This is a genomic window from Pullulanibacillus camelliae (assembly GCF_014642655.1).
In the GTDB taxonomy this organism is placed as follows: Bacteria; Bacillota; Bacilli; order Bacillales; family Sporolactobacillaceae; genus Pullulanibacillus; species Pullulanibacillus camelliae.
This window is the reverse complement of sequence record NZ_BMIR01000008.1, coordinates 127,028-143,989: the sequence shown is the minus strand read 5'-3', so window position 1 is coordinate 143,989 and position 16,962 is coordinate 127,028. Positions and strand designations below refer to the sequence as shown.

The 16,962-nt window shown below is 43.6% G+C and carries 17 protein-coding genes and 1 riboswitch; of the genes, 1 reads left to right on the top strand and 16 read right to left on the bottom strand.

The window, feature by feature from the left end:
• Positions 1-12: 12 nt before the first annotated feature.
• The 7 genes from plsX to IEW82_RS10080 all read right to left on the bottom strand — a co-directional run bounded on the left by plsX (position 13) and on the right by IEW82_RS10080 (position 7,482).
• Entirely contained in the window at positions 13-1,029 is a 1,017-nt protein-coding gene (gene plsX / locus IEW82_RS10110; protein WP_188693215.1) for a phosphate acyltransferase PlsX, read from the bottom strand.
• A 50-nt stretch (positions 1,030-1,079) separates the two neighbouring features.
• Entirely contained in the window at positions 1,080-1,661 is a 582-nt protein-coding gene (fapR, locus tag IEW82_RS10105; protein WP_188693212.1) for a transcription factor FapR, read from the bottom strand.
• Positions 1,662-1,788: 127 nt separating this feature from the next.
• Complete coding sequence (recG, locus tag IEW82_RS10100; RefSeq protein ID WP_188693209.1) at positions 1,789-3,828, bottom strand: ATP-dependent DNA helicase RecG; 2,040 nt, start codon at positions 3,826-3,828, stop codon at positions 1,789-1,791.
• Between the two features lie 3 nt (positions 3,829-3,831).
• Complete coding sequence (sdaAA, locus tag IEW82_RS10095) at positions 3,832-4,728, bottom strand: L-serine ammonia-lyase, iron-sulfur-dependent, subunit alpha (RefSeq protein WP_188693206.1); 897 nt, start codon at positions 4,726-4,728, stop codon at positions 3,832-3,834.
• Positions 4,729-4,759: 31 nt separating this feature from the next.
• Positions 4,760-5,419: an L-serine ammonia-lyase, iron-sulfur-dependent subunit beta gene (gene sdaAB / locus IEW82_RS10090; protein WP_188693203.1), complete on the bottom strand. Its 660-nt coding sequence runs from the start codon at positions 5,417-5,419 to the stop codon at positions 4,760-4,762.
• 16 nt (positions 5,420-5,435) lie between these two features.
• Positions 5,436-7,100, bottom strand: coding sequence for a DAK2 domain-containing protein (fakA, locus tag IEW82_RS10085; RefSeq protein WP_188693200.1), 1,665 nt, complete (start codon positions 7,098-7,100; stop codon positions 5,436-5,438).
• Positions 7,101-7,116: 16 nt separating this feature from the next.
• Positions 7,117-7,482, bottom strand: a complete 366-nt coding sequence (locus tag IEW82_RS10080; RefSeq protein WP_188693198.1) for an Asp23/Gls24 family envelope stress response protein — start codon at positions 7,480-7,482, stop codon at positions 7,117-7,119.
• Between the two features lie 310 nt (positions 7,483-7,792).
• On the opposite strand from IEW82_RS10080, the gene rpmB reads away from it, so the two are divergent.
• Positions 7,793-7,981, top strand: a complete 189-nt coding sequence (gene rpmB, locus IEW82_RS10075) for a 50S ribosomal protein L28 (RefSeq protein ID WP_188495383.1) — start codon at positions 7,793-7,795, stop codon at positions 7,979-7,981.
• Positions 7,982-8,023: 42 nt separating this feature from the next.
• Here rpmB and spoVM read toward each other — a convergent pair whose 3' ends face one another.
• The 9 genes from spoVM to fmt form a co-directional block, all read right to left on the bottom strand.
• Positions 8,024-8,104, bottom strand: coding sequence for a stage V sporulation protein SpoVM (gene spoVM, locus IEW82_RS10070; RefSeq protein ID WP_188693362.1), 81 nt, complete (start codon positions 8,102-8,104; stop codon positions 8,024-8,026).
• 510 nt (positions 8,105-8,614) lie between these two features.
• Entirely contained in the window at positions 8,615-9,262 is a 648-nt protein-coding gene (locus tag IEW82_RS10065) for a thiamine diphosphokinase (RefSeq protein ID WP_188693194.1), read from the bottom strand.
• 2 nt (positions 9,263-9,264) lie between these two features.
• Positions 9,265-9,819 carry an energy-coupled thiamine transporter ThiT gene (gene thiT, locus IEW82_RS10060; RefSeq protein WP_188693191.1) on the bottom strand — a complete coding sequence of 185 codons (555 nt, stop codon included), beginning with the start codon at positions 9,817-9,819 and terminating at the stop codon, positions 9,265-9,267.
• Between the two features lie 85 nt (positions 9,820-9,904).
• Positions 9,905-10,010: riboswitch (TPP riboswitch) on the bottom strand.
• Between the two features lie 30 nt (positions 10,011-10,040).
• The gene (rpe, locus tag IEW82_RS10055) at positions 10,041-10,688 is read right to left on the bottom strand and encodes a ribulose-phosphate 3-epimerase (protein WP_188693186.1); all 648 of its coding nucleotides are present in this window, start codon (positions 10,686-10,688) and stop codon (positions 10,041-10,043) included.
• A gap of 1 nt (position 10,689) precedes the next feature.
• Complete coding sequence (gene rsgA, locus IEW82_RS10050; RefSeq protein WP_188693183.1) at positions 10,690-11,577, bottom strand: ribosome small subunit-dependent GTPase A; 888 nt, start codon at positions 11,575-11,577, stop codon at positions 10,690-10,692.
• 15 nt (positions 11,578-11,592) lie between these two features.
• Positions 11,593-13,689: a Stk1 family PASTA domain-containing Ser/Thr kinase gene (pknB, locus tag IEW82_RS10045; RefSeq protein ID WP_188693181.1), complete on the bottom strand. Its 2,097-nt coding sequence runs from the start codon at positions 13,687-13,689 to the stop codon at positions 11,593-11,595.
• The gene (locus IEW82_RS10040; RefSeq protein ID WP_188693178.1) at positions 13,686-14,432 is read right to left on the bottom strand and encodes a Stp1/IreP family PP2C-type Ser/Thr phosphatase; all 747 of its coding nucleotides are present in this window, start codon (positions 14,430-14,432) and stop codon (positions 13,686-13,688) included. Before IEW82_RS10040 ends, pknB begins: the two co-directional genes overlap by 4 nt.
• Before the next feature lie 115 nt (positions 14,433-14,547).
• Positions 14,548-15,894, bottom strand: a complete 1,347-nt coding sequence (rsmB, locus tag IEW82_RS10035) for a 16S rRNA (cytosine(967)-C(5))-methyltransferase RsmB (protein ID WP_188693175.1) — start codon at positions 15,892-15,894, stop codon at positions 14,548-14,550.
• Positions 15,891-16,826 (bottom strand): methionyl-tRNA formyltransferase, encoded by a 936-nt coding sequence (gene fmt, locus IEW82_RS10030; RefSeq protein WP_188693359.1) that lies wholly within the window; start codon positions 16,824-16,826, stop codon positions 15,891-15,893. The genes rsmB and fmt overlap by 4 nt, the downstream gene beginning before the upstream one ends.
• Positions 16,827-16,962: the final 136 nt, after the last annotated feature.

The following is a 16,962-nucleotide window of genomic DNA, read 5'->3' as shown; positions in this document are numbered from 1 at the left end:
CATCCACGACTCTTAATCGATCGGCTCCTGTTGGGCTAGCTCTTCTCTCATTTTTAAGACCGTCTCCTCTATGGTGCCAACAACGTCACCTTCTACAAAGCGCTTGGCTTGTTGAATAGCAGATAGAATCGCCCTTTCATTGGAAGAACCGTGTGCCTTAATGATAGGCGCCGCAAGTCCAAATAAACATGCGCCTCCATAGGTGGCATAATCCAACATTGCTCTAAGTCCTTTTAATTTCGGATACAATAGCAAGCTGATGAGCTTTGAAGACCATGAAGCAGTCAGTTCCCTTTTAAGTAAGGACATCATGGAGATGCCTACACCTTCAATATTCTTAAGAATGAGATTACCAGAAAAACCGTCGGCGACAACAACATCAGCAACACCTTGTAACAAGTCACGCGATTCAACATTGCCGATAAAATTAATCGGCGCCTGACTTAATAACTCAAAGGCTTGTTTGCTCAATTCATTGCCTTTCCCAGCTTCTTCTCCGACATTAAGAAGACCTACTCTAGGGTGCTGATAGCCAATCACTTTTTCAACATAGACAGAGCCCATGATCGCATACTGCAAAAGATGCTCTGCTTTAGCATCCATATTCGAGCCAGCATCCAATAACAAAAAGCCCTTGTTTTCAATTGTCGGTAAGGTTGGCGCCAACGCAGGTCGATTAATGCCCTTAATTCGTCCCACACCAAGCAACCCAGCCGTCATCAATGCCCCTGTATTGCCTGCGGAGATAACTGCTTCAGCGCGCCCTTCCTTCACTTCATTAATCGCTAAGACCATGGAAGCCCTTTTTTTCTTTCTCACCGCTTTTGTCGGTTGATCGGTCGCCTCAATTTTCTCATCCGTATGTAAGATTTCAAGTTGCGGGTGACCCTCTGTTAACGGGGCAATCCGCTTTTCATCTCCCACTAAAAGTATGGTAAGATCCTTATCTTGCTTTACAGCATCGAGTGCACCTTGAACAATCGAGTGCGGCGCATGATCGCCACCCATTGCATCCATTGCTAATTTCACTAGTTGTATTTCCCCCTTTTATTGGAGTTCAGGCTTTTAAAGTCACTAACTTAAGGGTTACTTATTTTTGATTTTTTTTGAGGGCGTGAGCGATACATCATAAAGACCCCGCGAAACACTTGCTGTCGCTTAACATAACTATTAACCTCAACTATAGTAAACTCGCGTTCAGCTCGTGTTACCTTCGCCTTCGCCATCACACGATCGCCTTGATGCACCTGATTTTTAAAGGTGATTTCAGCCTTTGCTGTCAGCGCCATCTCATCATTAATCACTGCAACAGCTAATGAATTGGCCTGTGCAAATAAATGATGGCCTCTGGCAATCCCTGTTCTTGCAAAGACATGCTCTGCACCAATATCCAAGATGGAAATGGCTTCGTCATCAAGATTAAGTTCCACAACCTCGCCAATGACCTCTTCAGGATCAAGTGCTTTTACTTTATTAAATTGTTTTTTTGCCACCAGCCGAATGCGTTCGCGAAGTTCAGGTATGGATAATTCCAGTCGGTCCAAACGAATGGTTTGAATGCTCACATTAAACTTTTCCGCCAGCTCCTCATCTGTCACAAAAGGTGTTTCTTCAATGGTTTCTAACAGTTGATTTTGGCGTTCTTTTTTTGTCCTTTTCATTTTCGACACCGCCATTTTGTCTTAAAATACCTTTACACGTTATGACTAGGTACTAAAAGTAGTATAGTAATAAGTGCGCTAAATTTCAAGCGCCGGTTGTCCCTTGGTCTCACTTGACAACGTCGATTTAATCCAAGCGCTCTCCAGCAAATACGCCTTGATCTTCAAGTTTTTTTCTGATCAAAGCATAGTCTGGATCGTCCCAAAAAGCGCCAGAATCAAGAATGCGCTCAACGTCTTTTCTCGCAACATCCAAGGCCTTAAAGTCATGTACAATATCTGCGATTTTAAAGTCAGGCAACCCGCTTTGCTTCTTTCCAAAAAAATCGCCAGGTCCCCTTAATTTTAAATCAAATTCAGAAAGCTCAAAGCCATCGGTCGTTTCAGTCATAATGCGCATCCGCTCCTTACTCACTTCAGAATGCGCATCAGAAATTAAAATACAATACGATTGGTGACTTCCGCGTCCGACTCGGCCTCTAAGCTGATGAAGCTGAGCAAGCCCAAACCGCTCAGCATCATAGATGATCATGACGGTAGCATTTGGGACATTGACCCCGACCTCAACAACCGTTGTCGACACAAGAATTTGCGATGTATTATTTTTAAATGCTTCCATAACCTGATCCTTTTCTTCCGATGTCAACCGTCCATGCATTAAACCAATGGTAAGTGTTGGGAAGGCTTGTGTCAGCTGAGCATGCACATCAATCGCATTTTGCACATCTAATTGCTCTGATTCTTCAATTAAAGGACAAATGACATACGCCTGCCTGCCATTTTGAATCTCTCTAGAAACAAAAGACAGCACGTCAGAAAGCTGGTCATGCTTCACCCACCGCGTCTGAATCTTTTTGCGCCCAGATGGCAGTTCATCAATGGTCGATATGTCCATGTCACCAAAAGCCGAAATCGCAAGTGTTCTAGGTATCGGTGTAGCCGTCATATGGAGTACATCGGGTTCCATCCCTTTGCTGCGCAACGCCCGTCTTTGGTTCACACCAAAGCGATGCTGTTCATCGGCAATGACTAAACCAAGCTTTTTAAACACTACCTCTTCTTGAATCAAGGCATGCGTCCCAACAAGGACATCAATGTCTCCCGCCTGCAATTCTTCCAGCAATGCTTGCCGGCGCTTCCCTTTTACGCGACTGGTTAGAAGAGCTACCGAGCATCCAAAAGGCTGGAGAAGTTCGTAGAGGTTTTCAGCATGCTGCTCTGCCAGAATTTCAGTAGGGACCATCAAAGCACCTTGGAAGCCACATGTCATAACAGCAAATAAAGCAATGGCGGCAATCACCGTTTTTCCGGACCCCACATCTCCCTGAAGCAAGCGATTCATCCGAAAGGGTGACGAAAGGTCATGTAAAATTTCTTTGGTAACCCTCTTTTGGGCTTCAGTTAATTTAAAGGGCAGTTGCTTTATAAACTCTTGTACACTATCAGATTGTATTGGAATGGCGAGTCCTGTCCCTTGCTGACGATTCATGTACTTAAAGAGCTGCATTTTTAATTGAAAATAAAAAAGTTCTTCATATACCATCCGCCTTCTGGCATGCTTCAACTTGTCACGCTGGTCAGGAAAATGCAGGGTTTGAATCGCTTCTAATCTATCCGGGAGCTTATAGCTTTGCCGAAGTTCGACAGGAAGCGGGTCCTCGATAGCCCCCTGCTTCAACACATTGAGAGCCTCAAGGACATACTTTCTAATCGATTTGACGGTGAGACTCCCTTTGGTTTGATAGACGGGCTCAATGAGTCGGCCCCGCCGTTTATCGCCAAACTGTATTTCTACAATAGACAACTGAGCACGATGAGCATCCCATTTGCCAGTGACAATCACGGTTTCACCAATTGTGATTTTTTTCTTTAAAAACGCCCGGTTAAAGGCAATCGCCGTGATCAATAACTCACCAACAAACATCCGAAAGCTTAAGCGCGATTTTTTCCTTCCATAAAAACGGAGAGAAGGCTCACTATGAACCTTCCCTTTCACGGTTATCTTATCATCATGCTGCACTTGGGCAAGATCTTTGATATGGTAGCTTTCATAACGGTAGGGAAAATGCATGAGTAAATCGTCAACAGTATAAACACCTAACGCTTGTAAATCGGCTGCCGTTTCTGATCCAATACCCTTGATCACCGTTACTGGAGACTCTAACATGATTTATAACCTCGATTTCTGAGAAGATGTGCTAAAAAAGATTTTATCTTGAAGCAGCTTTCCAGTCGGAGTGGCTGCTAGTCCGCCCTCAGCTGTCTCTTTAAAGGCCTTTGGCATTCTTTGCCCCACTTCGTGCATGGCAGAAATCACCTCATCGCACGGAATCCGGCTCTTCACACCGGCCAAAGCCATATCCGCCGACACAATCGCCAGGGATGCCCCCATAGCATTTCGCTTAATACAAGGGACCTCAACCAACCCAGCAACAGGATCACAGATCAGACCCAAGGTGTTTTTCAGAGCCATCGCCACGGCTTCTCCCGCTTGTTCTGGTGTTCCACCAGCCATTTCTACGAGTGCTGCTGCTGCCATCCCAGTTGCTGAGCCCACCTCGGCCTGACAGCCACCTGCCGCACCTGAAATAGAAGCATTATTGGCGATCACATAACCAACGGCCCCTGCTGTAAATAGAAAACGCACCATCTGTTCTTTCGTTGGTTTTAACTTATCCTTCATGCCAAAGAGTACCCCAGGCACCACCCCCGCAGACCCTGCGGTGGGTGTAGCACAAATGGTCCCCATCGCCGCATTGACCTCATTCGTGGCAACGGCCATACTCACTGCATTCAGCAAAAAGTCTCCTGATAAAGCCTGGCCTGATCTCAGATAGTTATTGATGAGGACAGCGTCGCCCCCCGTAAGGCCCGAGTGTGATTCCACAGCTTCATTAATGCCTCTATCTACCGCAGCTTGCATGACTTCAAGGTTATTTTCCATTTGTCGTACAATCGTTTCTCTACTTCTTCCCGTTTCATCAATTTCTTTAAGAATCATCACTTCTGAAATCGGCAGCTTTTTAGCTTTTGTTATATCAATTAATTCACTTATTGTTTTAAACATGATGCGTGTCCCTCCTTGATGACCCTTCCGATTAATCTAACGTTGCGACATTAAACATATGAGGAAGTCCGGAAATTTCCTTGGCAATCTCAGGGGTTATCGATTGGTCCGTTTCAATCACCATCAATGCGGTTTGTCCTCTTACTTTTCTTGACACTTCCATATATGAAATGTTGATTTCATGCTTCGCTAGCACACCAGCAACAGTCGCTACAGCACCATAGCGATCATGGTGTAGGATAAAGAGGGCAGGTCCATTCCCGGACAGCTTGAGGTCATAATCATTCAGTTCAATAATCTCGACCTTACCACCACCAATAGACACACCTGTGATTTTCATCTCCTCAACCCCGGAGCGCAGGACTAAGCGCACCGTATTGGGATGCTCTAATTCCTCTTCTTCTTCATAAAAGGCAAGGCTTAATCCCGCTTGTTCAGCGTCATCTAATGCCTGAACAATCCTTTCATCAAAGGTGTCATAATCCAAGAGTCCACCGACCAAAGCAACGTCGGTACCATGTCCTTTGTATGTTTTGGCAAAGGACCCGTAAAGATGGATATCCACATGCTCAGGCTGCTTGCCAAAGAGTTGGCGGGCGACCCGACCAATTCGTGCGGCACCAGCGGTATGTGAGCTCGAAGGTCCAATCATCACCGGACCGATAATATCAAAAACACTACGAAATTTCATATTCTCCCCTCCTCCACTATTCGACCGCAATCAAATAATCATATAGAGGCTGACCACCTTCGTGAATTTCCACTTCTATATCCGCAAATTGCTCCTGCACATGCTCAGCTAATGCTTCAGCTTCACCAATCGTGACGTTTTCACCATAAATGACCGTAACGATTTCATCGTCTTCTCCGATCATGTTTTCTAATAGGTGCAATGTTGCTGCCATGCGTTCAGTATTAGAAGCAACAATCTCACCGCTATTCAAACCAATAAAGTCATTTTTATTAATAGTCATGCCTTTAACAGAAGTATCACGAACAGCATAAGTAACCTGTCCGGATTTGACCTGACATGCGGCTTTGACCATGTTAGCGGCATTGTCCGCAAGAGTAGCCTCCTCATTAAAGGCCAGCAACGCAGCTAAGCCTTGAGGGATCGATTTTGTCTCAATCACTTCAATCGGGCGTTCTGAAACCTCCGCGGCTTGCTTAGCAGCCATGACAATATTACTATTGTTCGGTAAAATGAGGATCTGTTCTGCCTGAGCATCTTCAATCGCCTTGACAAGATCCTCTGTGCTTGGATTCATAGTTTGTCCACCTTCAAGGACAACAGAAGCTCCCACACTTTCAAACAATGCTTTAACGCCTTTGCCAAGCGCAACCGTTACAATACCAAAAGGTGATGTTGACTGTGTGGTTTCAGAAGGATGGTTTGCTGTCGCTAGCAGCTCTGCATGTTGCTCACGCATATTTTCAACCTTAATTTTAATCAGCTCTCCATAGGTTTGGCCAAGCGTCATCATATTCCCAGGCTGTTCGGTATGCACGTGCACTTTTAACCATTCATCATCAGCCACAACGAGCAGTGAATCCCCGTCTTGAGCCAACCTTTCTCGGAAAGCGGATTCATTAAAATGGCGCTTCTTATTTTTATCAAAGCGGACCATAAATTCAGTACAGTATCCATAACGAATGTCTTCTGTCTTCATAAAGCTATGGTTCCCCTGATGGCGTTCTGTATCGATACTCTGCTCAATTTTATCATATTCAGTTTTGTCTGTAGGGTTCTCGTGCTCTTCAGACAGCGCCAAAACAAATCCTTCGTATAAAGCAACGAGTCCACGCCCGCCAGAGTCGACAACCCCTACTTCTTTTAATAAGGGGAGTAACTGTGGTGTACGGTTTAAGGCGCGCTGAGCTTCTTTTAAAGTCACTTTTAAAAGCTTCTCGATATCCTGACTGCGTTTTGCTTGAGCTACGGCGGCTTTGGCGGCATCCTTCGCAACAGTTAAAATCGTTCCTTCCACAGGCTTCATAACAGCTTTATATGCCGTATCTACACCCGCTTGGAGGGCTTCAGCCAACGCCATGGCATGTAGACTCTCCTCAGCTTCCAGCGTCTTAGCAAACCCACGAAAAAGTTGGGACAAAATAACGCCTGAGTTGCCACGCGCGCCCATAAGTAGCCCCTTCGCAAATAATGTGGCTACCTTACCAACTGTATCAGGCTTTCCAGTTCGTATGTGCGCAATGCCCGACTTAATCGTCAAGGACATATTCGTTCCCGTATCCCCATCTGGAACAGGAAACACATTAAGGGCATTAATGGTGTTCGAATAGCGTGTGATTTGTTCTGCCCCTTTAAATAAAAGAGCTTTAAATTGTTCAGTATTCAATGCTTCAAAACCCACACAGTTACCTCCTAGATTAATCGGTCGTCGTCAGGCGTACACCCTGGACAAATATATTGACAGCATCCACCTCAACGCCAAGCATTTGGTCGAGTGTATATTTGACCTTAGTCTGTACGTTATGAGCAATTTCAGAGATCTTAGTCCCATAGCTGACGATAATGTACATATCTATAATAATTTTATCCTCTATTTGTCTGACAATAACGCCTTTGCTAAAATTATCTCTTTTGAGCAGTTCTGTAATACCGTCTTTTAACTGACGCTGCGAAGCCATGCCGATGATGCCGTAGCAATCAACTGCAGCGCCCCCTGCTATTGTAGCAATGACATCTGTTGTTACATCAATAGGACCAAAGTCGGTTCTTAATTCAATAGCCAAAGGAAACACCCCTTATTAAATCGTCTCTATATCCATTTTACTATAAAAACTCCTTAATTACACTAACAGAAATTAATGGCTGGTCACAAGCTCATTTGTTCTCTAGTCAAACACAAACAGACGATAAAGGGTGAAGGAACAGCCGTTGACTTTAAATTTCTTGAAATGCTATAAAAACAGTGGTAATATAAATTCGTGTTTGTTCTTTAATTAATGTCTATGATAGGGCTAGGCTACAGGCCCTCGGTATTATTGTCAGAATCATAACGCATGGTCATGAGAGGCTGACGGTTTAAAGGAGGTTATGAGAATGGGTAAAAAATGCTACGTTACTGGAAAAACAACGAAGTTCGGGCAAAATCGTTCCTTCGCTGAAAATAAGTCAAAGCGTAAATTCAAAGCGAATCTGCAAAAAGTCCGCATTTTGGTTGATGGCAAACCAAAACGTGTTTACGTTTCAACAAAAGCTTTAAAATCTGGAAAAGTCGAACGCGTGTAAAAGACTTCAAACAAAAAAGCACCTATCTGGGTGCTTTTTTGTTTAACCTTTTTTAAATGACCCTAAGATCGCTTTGACGAATCCTCCTAAAAATTTCGGCAATTTGATCGTATAAAACTTCATAATCCTCCTCCTTGCATGTGGCCCCGTTTCTGTATCTATAACCTATAAAAGAACATAAGACTTGTTACTAGTATATTCATTAATTTAGATTTAGTACCCTATTTATCTATCTTTTTTTGAAAATCTTAAAAGACGTACCTCATCCAAGGGACTGAAAGAATCCCTTTTAATAAGACGCTGCCGGCTTGACTGTTGTTTTCCACTACACCTCTCGTACCTTCACTGCCTGCACGATGCAGCGGGATTGACGTTCAATGCACAGGACATGCTAGCTTGGGCTTGTCGCCTTTGCACAGGATTCTAGTATCACACATCTTAAGTGAGATGCTGAGAAACATGTGTTATTAAAGTCTTCCGAAATTCTCAGTCTTATGCCGTGAATCCATTTTTTCATCACAGTATTAGCATAATTTTTCACACTGAAAAAATTAGATTTTTCAAGGGGCTTCGTCTCGTCTTATTTTTTTACTTCAAGACCAGCCTTACGCAGTCATCAAGCCTACAACTACGTCAGAACGCTTTTGCATCTTTACTTTGAATGCAGAAAACAATGCCCTCTTCAATCGTGATCTTAGCCTCTTCATCCAAGATTTCATTGCTAATGCACAACGAAGACCCCCACTGCAGATGGGCACGTTGAAGGGGGTATTTGACCCCCTCAATGGTTAAGCCAGTAATCGCCGCACTAAAAGCAACGAGCGATAGATACGGAAAACGGGTTGATTTTCTAACAGTATAGGCGCCAGGGTATAAAAGAGTGACGATATTTTGTGCATCGACAAGAAGGAATTTTCCAGAGGCATTTTTGATTAGCATTTGGACATTAATCAAAGTATGATCTAAGCGTCCTCCCGTCGCTCCCACTATATAGCAAACTTCATGAGGGCGTTCGAGCACCCAATTAAGGGCAATTTCTAAATCTGTATAGTCTTTCTCAGGTTGGAAATAATCAATATCAATCTCTTGATCAGCAATATAACGGCGTTCTTCATTACTGACTGAGTCAAAATCACCAAATGCCTTTATTGGATATATATGATGCTGTAACAGAATTAATGTCCCCCGGTCGACACCAATCCATTGAACATCTGTAAATAGCGGGTCATTTAAATCCGGTAAATGCGCATCAGGTCCCCCAGCTAATATAGCAAATTTCATAGTTATTTCCTTTCAAGCAATTGTGGTGCTGATTTTACAAATAAGGATAACACAAAAGCAATAAGAATAAACGATGGTACAATGTAACCAAGATTATACACAAAGGAATAAAGGGCAACCGGTGTTCCTTTTGGTGCATATGAACCAAACCAAATCACGCCTGATAAAAAGTGACTGATCAATCTTAAAAAGCTGCCTAAGGCTGATGCAAATATAATCATGATTACCTTGCCTTTATCGGAGGTTCCTGATGATAATTTGAACACCCCAGCAACACCTACTAATAAAAAGGCGATCGGATAATCCAATAAAAATTGGATAGGGTGAACCACTTCAGGAGCGATCAAGCAATCGACAATCCCATAAACCGCGCCCATGATCATGCCCCATAACGCGCCACGGCGCAATGCAAATAAAACAATTGGAAGCATTTCAAGTGACACAGACCCTCCGTAAGCCCACGGCGCATTAAATTTTAAAAAACTAAGAATCACAGCAAGTGCTACCATTAAAGCGGCTTCAGTAAGAAGCAAAACTTTACTCGTTTCTTTATTCATTCTCTTCTCCCCCAAAAAATTAAAAATGCCCGTATGTCTCGCGAAAGACATACGGGTTGTTTAACATCTAAAAAATATTAACTCAGCAATGTTATTACCACGATCCCTTCGCAGGCATGATCCAACAGGTTCGATGGGTCGGAAGCTTAACTTCCCTCTCAGCCTTGTTCAAGACTCCCCATGTGGTTGTTTATAATGCTATATTCACTTTCCAGCCTATATTATATGCCTTTTAGTCGATTGATGGCAAGTTCACGATCTTGTTCATTAAAGATCGCTGATCCAGCAACAAATAACGTTGCTCCAGCTTCACGGCATAGCGGCAGTGTTTTCGCATTAATGCCACCATCTACTTCTATATCGATCTCTCTGCCACTCGCTTCAATCAAACGTCGCACCGCTTTTATCTTATCTAACATTTTTAAGATAAAAGATTGACCGCCAAAACCAGGATTGACTGTCATAACCAAGACAAAATCAACGTCATCAATAACATAATTAAGCATGCTGGCAGGTGTTGCTGGATTAAGAACAACCCCAGCCTTGACCTGATGACTTTTGATCAATTGAATCGTGCGATGCAAATGTGTCGTTGCCTCAACATGAACAGATAGCATATCAGCACCTGCTTTACAAAAATCAGCAACATACCGCTCAGGATTTTCAATCATTAAGTGCACGTCGAGCTCACTGGAGGTATGTTCGCGGAGAGCAGACACAACATTGCTTCCCATTGCGATATTGGGTACAAAAAGGCCATCCATCACATCAATGTGTAAGATATCGGCACCAGCCTTTTCAACGGAATCGACTTCTGATGCAAGATTTAAAAAATCGGCTGCAAGGAGGGAAGGAGCAATTCTTACCATTTTAATATCGCTTCTTTCTATTAGAAATTTCTTGATAAAACTGTTTATAGTGCTGATAGCGATGAGCCGCGATGTCTCCAGATTCGACTCGCGCTCGCACCGCACAATCCGGTTCGTTCAAATGGGAGCAGCCTCTAAACTTGCACTCATGAGACACCTCTTGAAACTCCGGAAAGCAACGGGATAAATCATCACCATCTAATATTTGAAAGTCCAAGGAACTAAATCCAGGTGTATCCGCCACAAAACCGCCACCGACCTTTAGCAATTCTACATGACGTGTGGTATGCTTGCCACGGCTAAGCGCTTTGGAAATCTCTCCTGTTTCAATTTCAAGCTCTGGGCGCAAACGATTCAGTAATGAGGATTTGCCAACACCCGATTGTCCAGCAAGAACAGTTGTTTTTCCATCTAAGTAGCCGACGATCTCTTCAAGTCCCTGCTCCTCGTTCCCACTGATTAGAAATACCGTATAGCCAATCTCCCGATAGAGCCCAGCATAGTCATTAATAGAGGCCTTATCATTAAGACTTGCCTCCACCTTATCCATCTTTGTGATACATATGAGCGGCGAAATCCCATGAGCTTCGATATGAACAAGAAAGCGATCAAGCAATCCCGTATCGAAGTCAGGCTCCTTAGCTGCAAAAGTGACAAGCGCTTGATCCACATTAGCAATCGGTGGACGAACCAATGCATTCCGCCGCTCATGAATGGCTAAAACCATGCCATCGGTTGTATTTGTGGATTCATATTCAACCCAATCTCCGACAAGGGGAGTCAGTTTTCGTTTTCGAAAATTCCCTCGCCCACGACATTGGTAAATCACATCATGATCTTCTATATAATAAAAACCACTAAGCGACTTTATGATCTTACCAACTGCCATTTCATCCGCTCCATTTTAATCAATATCGTTATAGTGAATGGTCTTGTCTTGAATAAGCTGTCCGTCTTTATAGACTTGGTAGCTGGCCTTACTCCCAGGATCTATTGTAAGAGGCAGGTTATATACCTTTGTTTTGGTAATGCTTTCGTTTACAAATTGCTCGTGATCATGCTTAGCATCCGTATAATAAATGACCACATTGATCGGTTGTGGCTCATCATCGTCAGTTGATGGCTGATTTCCGTCCTGCCCATTATTATTGTCTTTGTTATTGTCACTATCGGCATTTTTATCATTAGCATTCGAATCTTTACTGTTGCCATTATTTTGGTTTTGACTTGTTGGGTTATTTACAGTAATCGTAATTTGTTCTACTGTCGACTTCGGTTTTTCTTCTTTTCCTTTCGACAGATACACTGTAACCGTTGTTCCCTCTTCAGCTTGACTTTCTGATGCGGGATCAGTTTTCAACACATGCCCCTCCGGCACACTATTGGAGTAATCTCCTTCGGCAAAAGTGACCTCAAAACCAGCATCCTTCAAAGCCTTTTCCGCATCGTCTTTGGACTGGCCCTGTACATCTGGTACGCTAATTTGTCTTGGCCCTGTGCTATAAGTCAACTCTAGTACCGTGTCCTCTGGTACATTTTTACTTCCTGCTTCTGGTGTTTGGGCAATGACTTGTCCCTCTGGATCTTTGCTAGAAGGCACACCAATGTACTTGACATCTTTGTATTTATTCTCATCAATTAACTGCTTCACCGTTTCAATATCATAACCGACGTAGTCCTGTATGACCTCTTTTTTGGGTCCTTTACTCACGGTTAAATTCACCTGAGTGTGTTCCTTTACTTCTACGCCTGCTGAAGGATCCTGACTGATGACCACTCCTGCAGGGGAATCATCATCATAAACCTCTTTTTTCTTGACGCTGAGCTGTTTATCCTCTAACCGATCTCTTGCTTGTTCATAGGTCAACCCCTTCACTTTAGGAACCTGTACATTATCGACCTGTAACCATTTTGGAAGTACAATAATTGCTGCAACGATAAGCGCTAAGAGAACAATGCCAATAGTAGTCCACATGATTACGCGCTTTTTCTTTTTCTTCTTTCCTTTATTGCCAGAGGGCTCACCCTTTTTTTCCGCGGTTTCTGTTTCTTCCTTTTTAACTGGTTCAACACTTGTCTCATCAGCAGAGGAGATCTCCTTATCCTCCTTAAGAGGCGTCATGACTAAAGTTTGATCAGGGTCTTCCTCCTTAAAGGGCATGATGCTCGGTTCATTAATCCGCTCTGGATTAAGGGCCGTCGATAAATCATCATATAGATCGCCCATACTGTCATAGCGATCATCTGGATTTTTTGCTAACGCTCTGAAAATGATATTTTCCAAGCTTTGCGGCAAGCTTTCATTCAATTCTTTCGGCGGAATGACCTCATCATTGAGATGCTTAAGTGCAACAGATACTGGAGTGTCCCCAGAAAACGGAAGTTGGCCTGTGAGCATTTCATACATGACGATGCCAAAGCCATAAATATCCGATTTAACCGTCGCTTTGCCTCCACGGGCTTGTTCAGGAGAGATATAATGGGCTGACCCCATGATGGAATTGGTATAGGTAATCGTCGTTGACGTCAGACCCATAGCAATGCCGAAATCAGTCACCTTCACATGATCTTGATCATCAATAAGAATATTTTGCGGTTTGATATCTCTATGAATAATACCATGCTGATGGGCATGCTCAATGGCTGATGCAATTTGCTTTAACACAAACACCGCATTGTCGGGAGGCACAGGTGCAAATTCTTTGATGTATGTTTTTAACGTCGTGCCATCTATGTACTCCATAACAATATAATAAAGGTCTTCTTCTTCACCAATGTCGTAAATATTGACTATATTTGAGTGAGAGAGACTGGCGACAGCTTCTGCTTCTCTTCGGAAGCGACGGATAAAGGCTTCATCTGTTGAAAATTGCTGACGAAGAATTTTAACTGCACAATAGCGATCTAAAATGAGATCCTCTGCTTTATAGACAACCGCCATTCCCCCATCACCAATGCGCGAAATGATTTTATAGCGATCATTAATTCGTTTTCCAATCATAAAGTTTCACCATCATCATGTTCTACAATTGTCAGGGTAATATTATCATTTCCACCGGCGCTATTTGCTTGAGCAACCAGTTGGTTTGCCTGCTCGTCAAGAGAAGTCGCATTGGCGAGTACGGACACGATCTTGTCTTCACTCACCATATCCGACAATCCATCGGAGCACAGTAAAAGACGATCACCCTTTGCCCATTGAAAATGTTGAATATCACACTCCGGATCCGGAGTTGTCCCTAGAGCCTTTGTAATAATGTTCTTTTTCGGATGCACGTCGGCATCCTCCTTTGTGATTTGTCCAGCTTTGAGCAGCTCATTAACAAGAGAATGATCCTCGGTCACCTGCTTAAGAGCATCCTGATCTCGCATGAGATAGCAGCGACTATCTCCGACATTCACCACAAAGACTTTCTCTGTGTCACATAAAGCAGCAACAAGAGTGGTCCCCATCCCCTTATACTCCGAATGCCTAGAAGCTTCATCAAAAATATAAGCATTCGCAGTTGCCACTGTCTGTTCTAACCATTGAATGATCGCCTCATCATCAGCCTCTATATCAAATTGACTCCAGCATTCATTAATCTTTTCTAAGGCTAGCTTACTGGCCACGTCTCCAGCCTGATGACCACCCATTCCGTCAGCAACGACCGCTAGGATATAAGGCGCCTTACGAAATATGCCGCCACTATCTTCATTATGTTCTCTAAGTTTACCGGGATCTGTTTTAAAAATTGTCTTCATAACAACACCTCTTTTGATTCCCTTCAACCGTACCTACTTTTGTTAGTCATGAATATCGCTCGTCTGGCTAACATCTATGAGAATTAGTTTACCATATTCTCTAGCAATCTGTTCCTTACTTTTTAACAAAACAACTGATAAAGAAGCCATCCGTATCAAAATCCTGCGGAAGGATTTGTACCATTCCTTTTCCATACCACCGGGAGTGGTTTTGAAGCGTCTGAGGCAACCGATCCATTAATGCATGATCTACTTCAAAATCAGTGAACTCTTGCAAAAATCTTTCAGCCGTCCCAACATTTTCTTCCTTATCAACCGTACACGTGCTGTAAACCAGCTTTCCACCTTTTTTGAGTAAAGGGGCAACCGCTGCTAGAATCTTTGTTTGGATCTCTGCAATCTGCTCGATATCCTTCACTGTCTTCTGGTATTTGATTTCCGGTTTGCGTCGAATGACGCCAAATCCGGTACAAGGGGCATCAACGAGAATGCAATCAAAAGAGGCCGGCTCGAAAGCCTCTTGAACACTCCTGGCATCCAGTGCGTGTGTATGAATACTTCTAAGATCCAAACGCGCTGCACTCTTTTCAATCAGCTTTGTCTTATGTTGATGGATGTCTAAGGCAATAATGTCCCCTTCATCTGCCATTTTTTCAGCAATATGTGTTGTCTTACCTCCTGGACCTGCACAAGCATCAAGTATGCGCATCATCGGTTGGGGGGCAAGCGCCACGTTGACAAGCATAGAGCTTTCATCTTGTATGGTTACTTTTCCCTCTTTATATAAGGGGTGGCTCAAAATCTTACCCTTGTTTAAGATGAGTGCATCATCTGATAGTCGCCCTTTTTCAGCGTCGAGCCCTGTCTCTAAAAGGGCTGCCAATGCTTCATCACGTGACATTTTTAACGCATTGACACGCAATGTCGTTAGCGGCGCCGTATTGTTGTAATCACACATCGTTCGGGTTGCTTCTATACCGTAATAGCTAAGCCAGCGCTTTAACAGCCATTGTGGATGACTGGTCTCTATAGAGAGCCTTTCAATTGGATCTTTGATCCCCTCAAGATTAGGCAATCCTTTGCGCTGAGTCGCACGCAATACCCCATTGACCAGACCAGCAATCCCTTTATGCCCGCGCTTCTTAGCGATCGTTACCGCTTCACTGACAATGGCATGATCAGGGACCTTATCTAAAAAGGTAAATTGAAAGAAGGAGAGCCGTAAAAGCAATCGAACCCAGGGCTCCATTTTCTTTTCATTTTTGACAAAGGTGCGAATATAATAGTCTAATGTGAGTTGTCTTTGCAATGTACCATAGACGATTTGTGTGAGTAAAGCTACATCTTTTTCTGATAGAGCTGCCTTTTCAATCGCATGATTCAGAGCTAGCTGACTATACGCGCCTTGCTTTTCAATCTTTTCTAATACATTAAGGGCTACTTCCCGGACAGTTACTGTCAAACGAATCGTTCTCCTTTATTCAACGCGCCTCCACGCACAAAATCTCCCGCGCGCATGCGTTTCTTTCCTGCTGGCTGACATTCTACAATTTTAACCGCAGTAGAATCCCCCGTTTGAACAACAAAGCCGTCCTTTTCAATAGCGATAACCGTCCCTGGCGGTTCTGCTGATTCTATCGCTGCTTTCTTTGCTTCCCAAAGCTTCATCACCTGGTCCTTGTAAACAGTATAGGCACCTGGGAACGGATTAAGACCTCGAATTTGATTATAGATGCTTTCACCGGGCTTATGCCAATCGATCTTTTCATCCTCACGGCGAATCGTTGGTGAATACGTCACTTTGGCTTCTTCTTGGGGGACGGGGTGAATCTCGCCTTTTAAGAGAGCAGGCAGTGTTTCTGATAACAAGCGAGCCCCCGCCTGACTCAGCTTATCATGCATGGTACCAACGTTATCCGTTTCTTCAATAGGAACCGTTACTTGTGATAAAATATCTCCAGCATCCATCGCCTTCACCATATACATAATGGTAACCCCTGTTTCTTTTTTTCCATCAATGATCGCCTTATGTATAGGGGCTCCTCCACGATATTCTGGTAGTAAGGACGCATGAACATTAATCGCGCCATGGCTTGGGGCGTTCAAAATGGATTCAGGTAATATCTGCCCGTAAGCACAGGTGACAATTAAGTCAGGCTCATAAGCCAGTATCTCATCAACGGCTTCAGGCACGCGAATTTTCTCTGGCTGGAGGACTGGAATCCCTTGGGCAACAGCAAGCGCTTTGACCGGAGGGGGTGTCAGTGTCTTCTTTCTTCCTTTTGGTCGATCAGGCTGCGTAACCACAGCAACGACTTGGTAGTCATCATCGATAAGCTGCTGTAAAACAGGAACTGCAAAGTCGGGGGTACCCATAAAAATAACGTTCATTATACCATTCCCTTCTAAAAAATGAGACTGACTCAACCGTTCTGAAAGCTAAAGCCCACAGAATCATGTTTGGTTAAAAACGCTTCTATTGACAATATAAAGGAATCTGCGAGACTCCTGAAGGATGAGCAAGAAGGAT

Excerpts from the sequence above, each read along its gene's own strand:
- fapR (WP_188693212.1), bottom strand. The coding sequence starts at position 1,661 with ATGAAAAGGACAAAAAAAGAACGCCAAAATCAACTGTTAGAAACCATT.
- recG (WP_188693209.1), bottom strand. The coding sequence starts at position 3,828 with ATGTTAGAGTCTCCAGTAACGGTGATCAAGGGTATTGGATCAGAAACG.
- sdaAA (WP_188693206.1), bottom strand. The coding sequence starts at position 4,728 with ATGTTTAAAACAATAAGTGAATTAATTGATATAACAAAAGCTAAAAAG.
- sdaAB (WP_188693203.1), bottom strand. The coding sequence starts at position 5,419 with ATGAAATTTCGTAGTGTTTTTGATATTATCGGTCCGGTGATGATTGGA.
- rpmB (WP_188495383.1), top strand. The coding sequence starts at position 7,793 with ATGGGTAAAAAATGCTACGTTACTGGAAAAACAACGAAGTTCGGGCAA.
- spoVM (WP_188693362.1), bottom strand. The coding sequence starts at position 8,104 with ATGAAGTTTTATACGATCAAATTGCCGAAATTTTTAGGAGGATTCGTC.
- IEW82_RS10065 (WP_188693194.1), bottom strand. The coding sequence starts at position 9,262 with ATGAAATTTGCTATATTAGCTGGGGGACCTGATGCGCATTTACCGGAT.
- thiT (WP_188693191.1), bottom strand. The coding sequence starts at position 9,819 with ATGAATAAAGAAACGAGTAAAGTTTTGCTTCTTACTGAAGCCGCTTTA.
- rpe (WP_188693186.1), bottom strand. The coding sequence starts at position 10,688 with ATGGTAAGAATTGCTCCTTCCCTCCTTGCAGCCGATTTTTTAAATCTT.
- rsgA (WP_188693183.1), bottom strand. The coding sequence starts at position 11,577 with ATGGCAGTTGGTAAGATCATAAAGTCGCTTAGTGGTTTTTATTATATA.
- pknB (WP_188693181.1), bottom strand. The coding sequence starts at position 13,689 with ATGATTGGAAAACGAATTAATGATCGCTATAAAATCATTTCGCGCATT.
- IEW82_RS10040 (WP_188693178.1), bottom strand. The coding sequence starts at position 14,432 with ATGAAGACAATTTTTAAAACAGATCCCGGTAAACTTAGAGAACATAAT.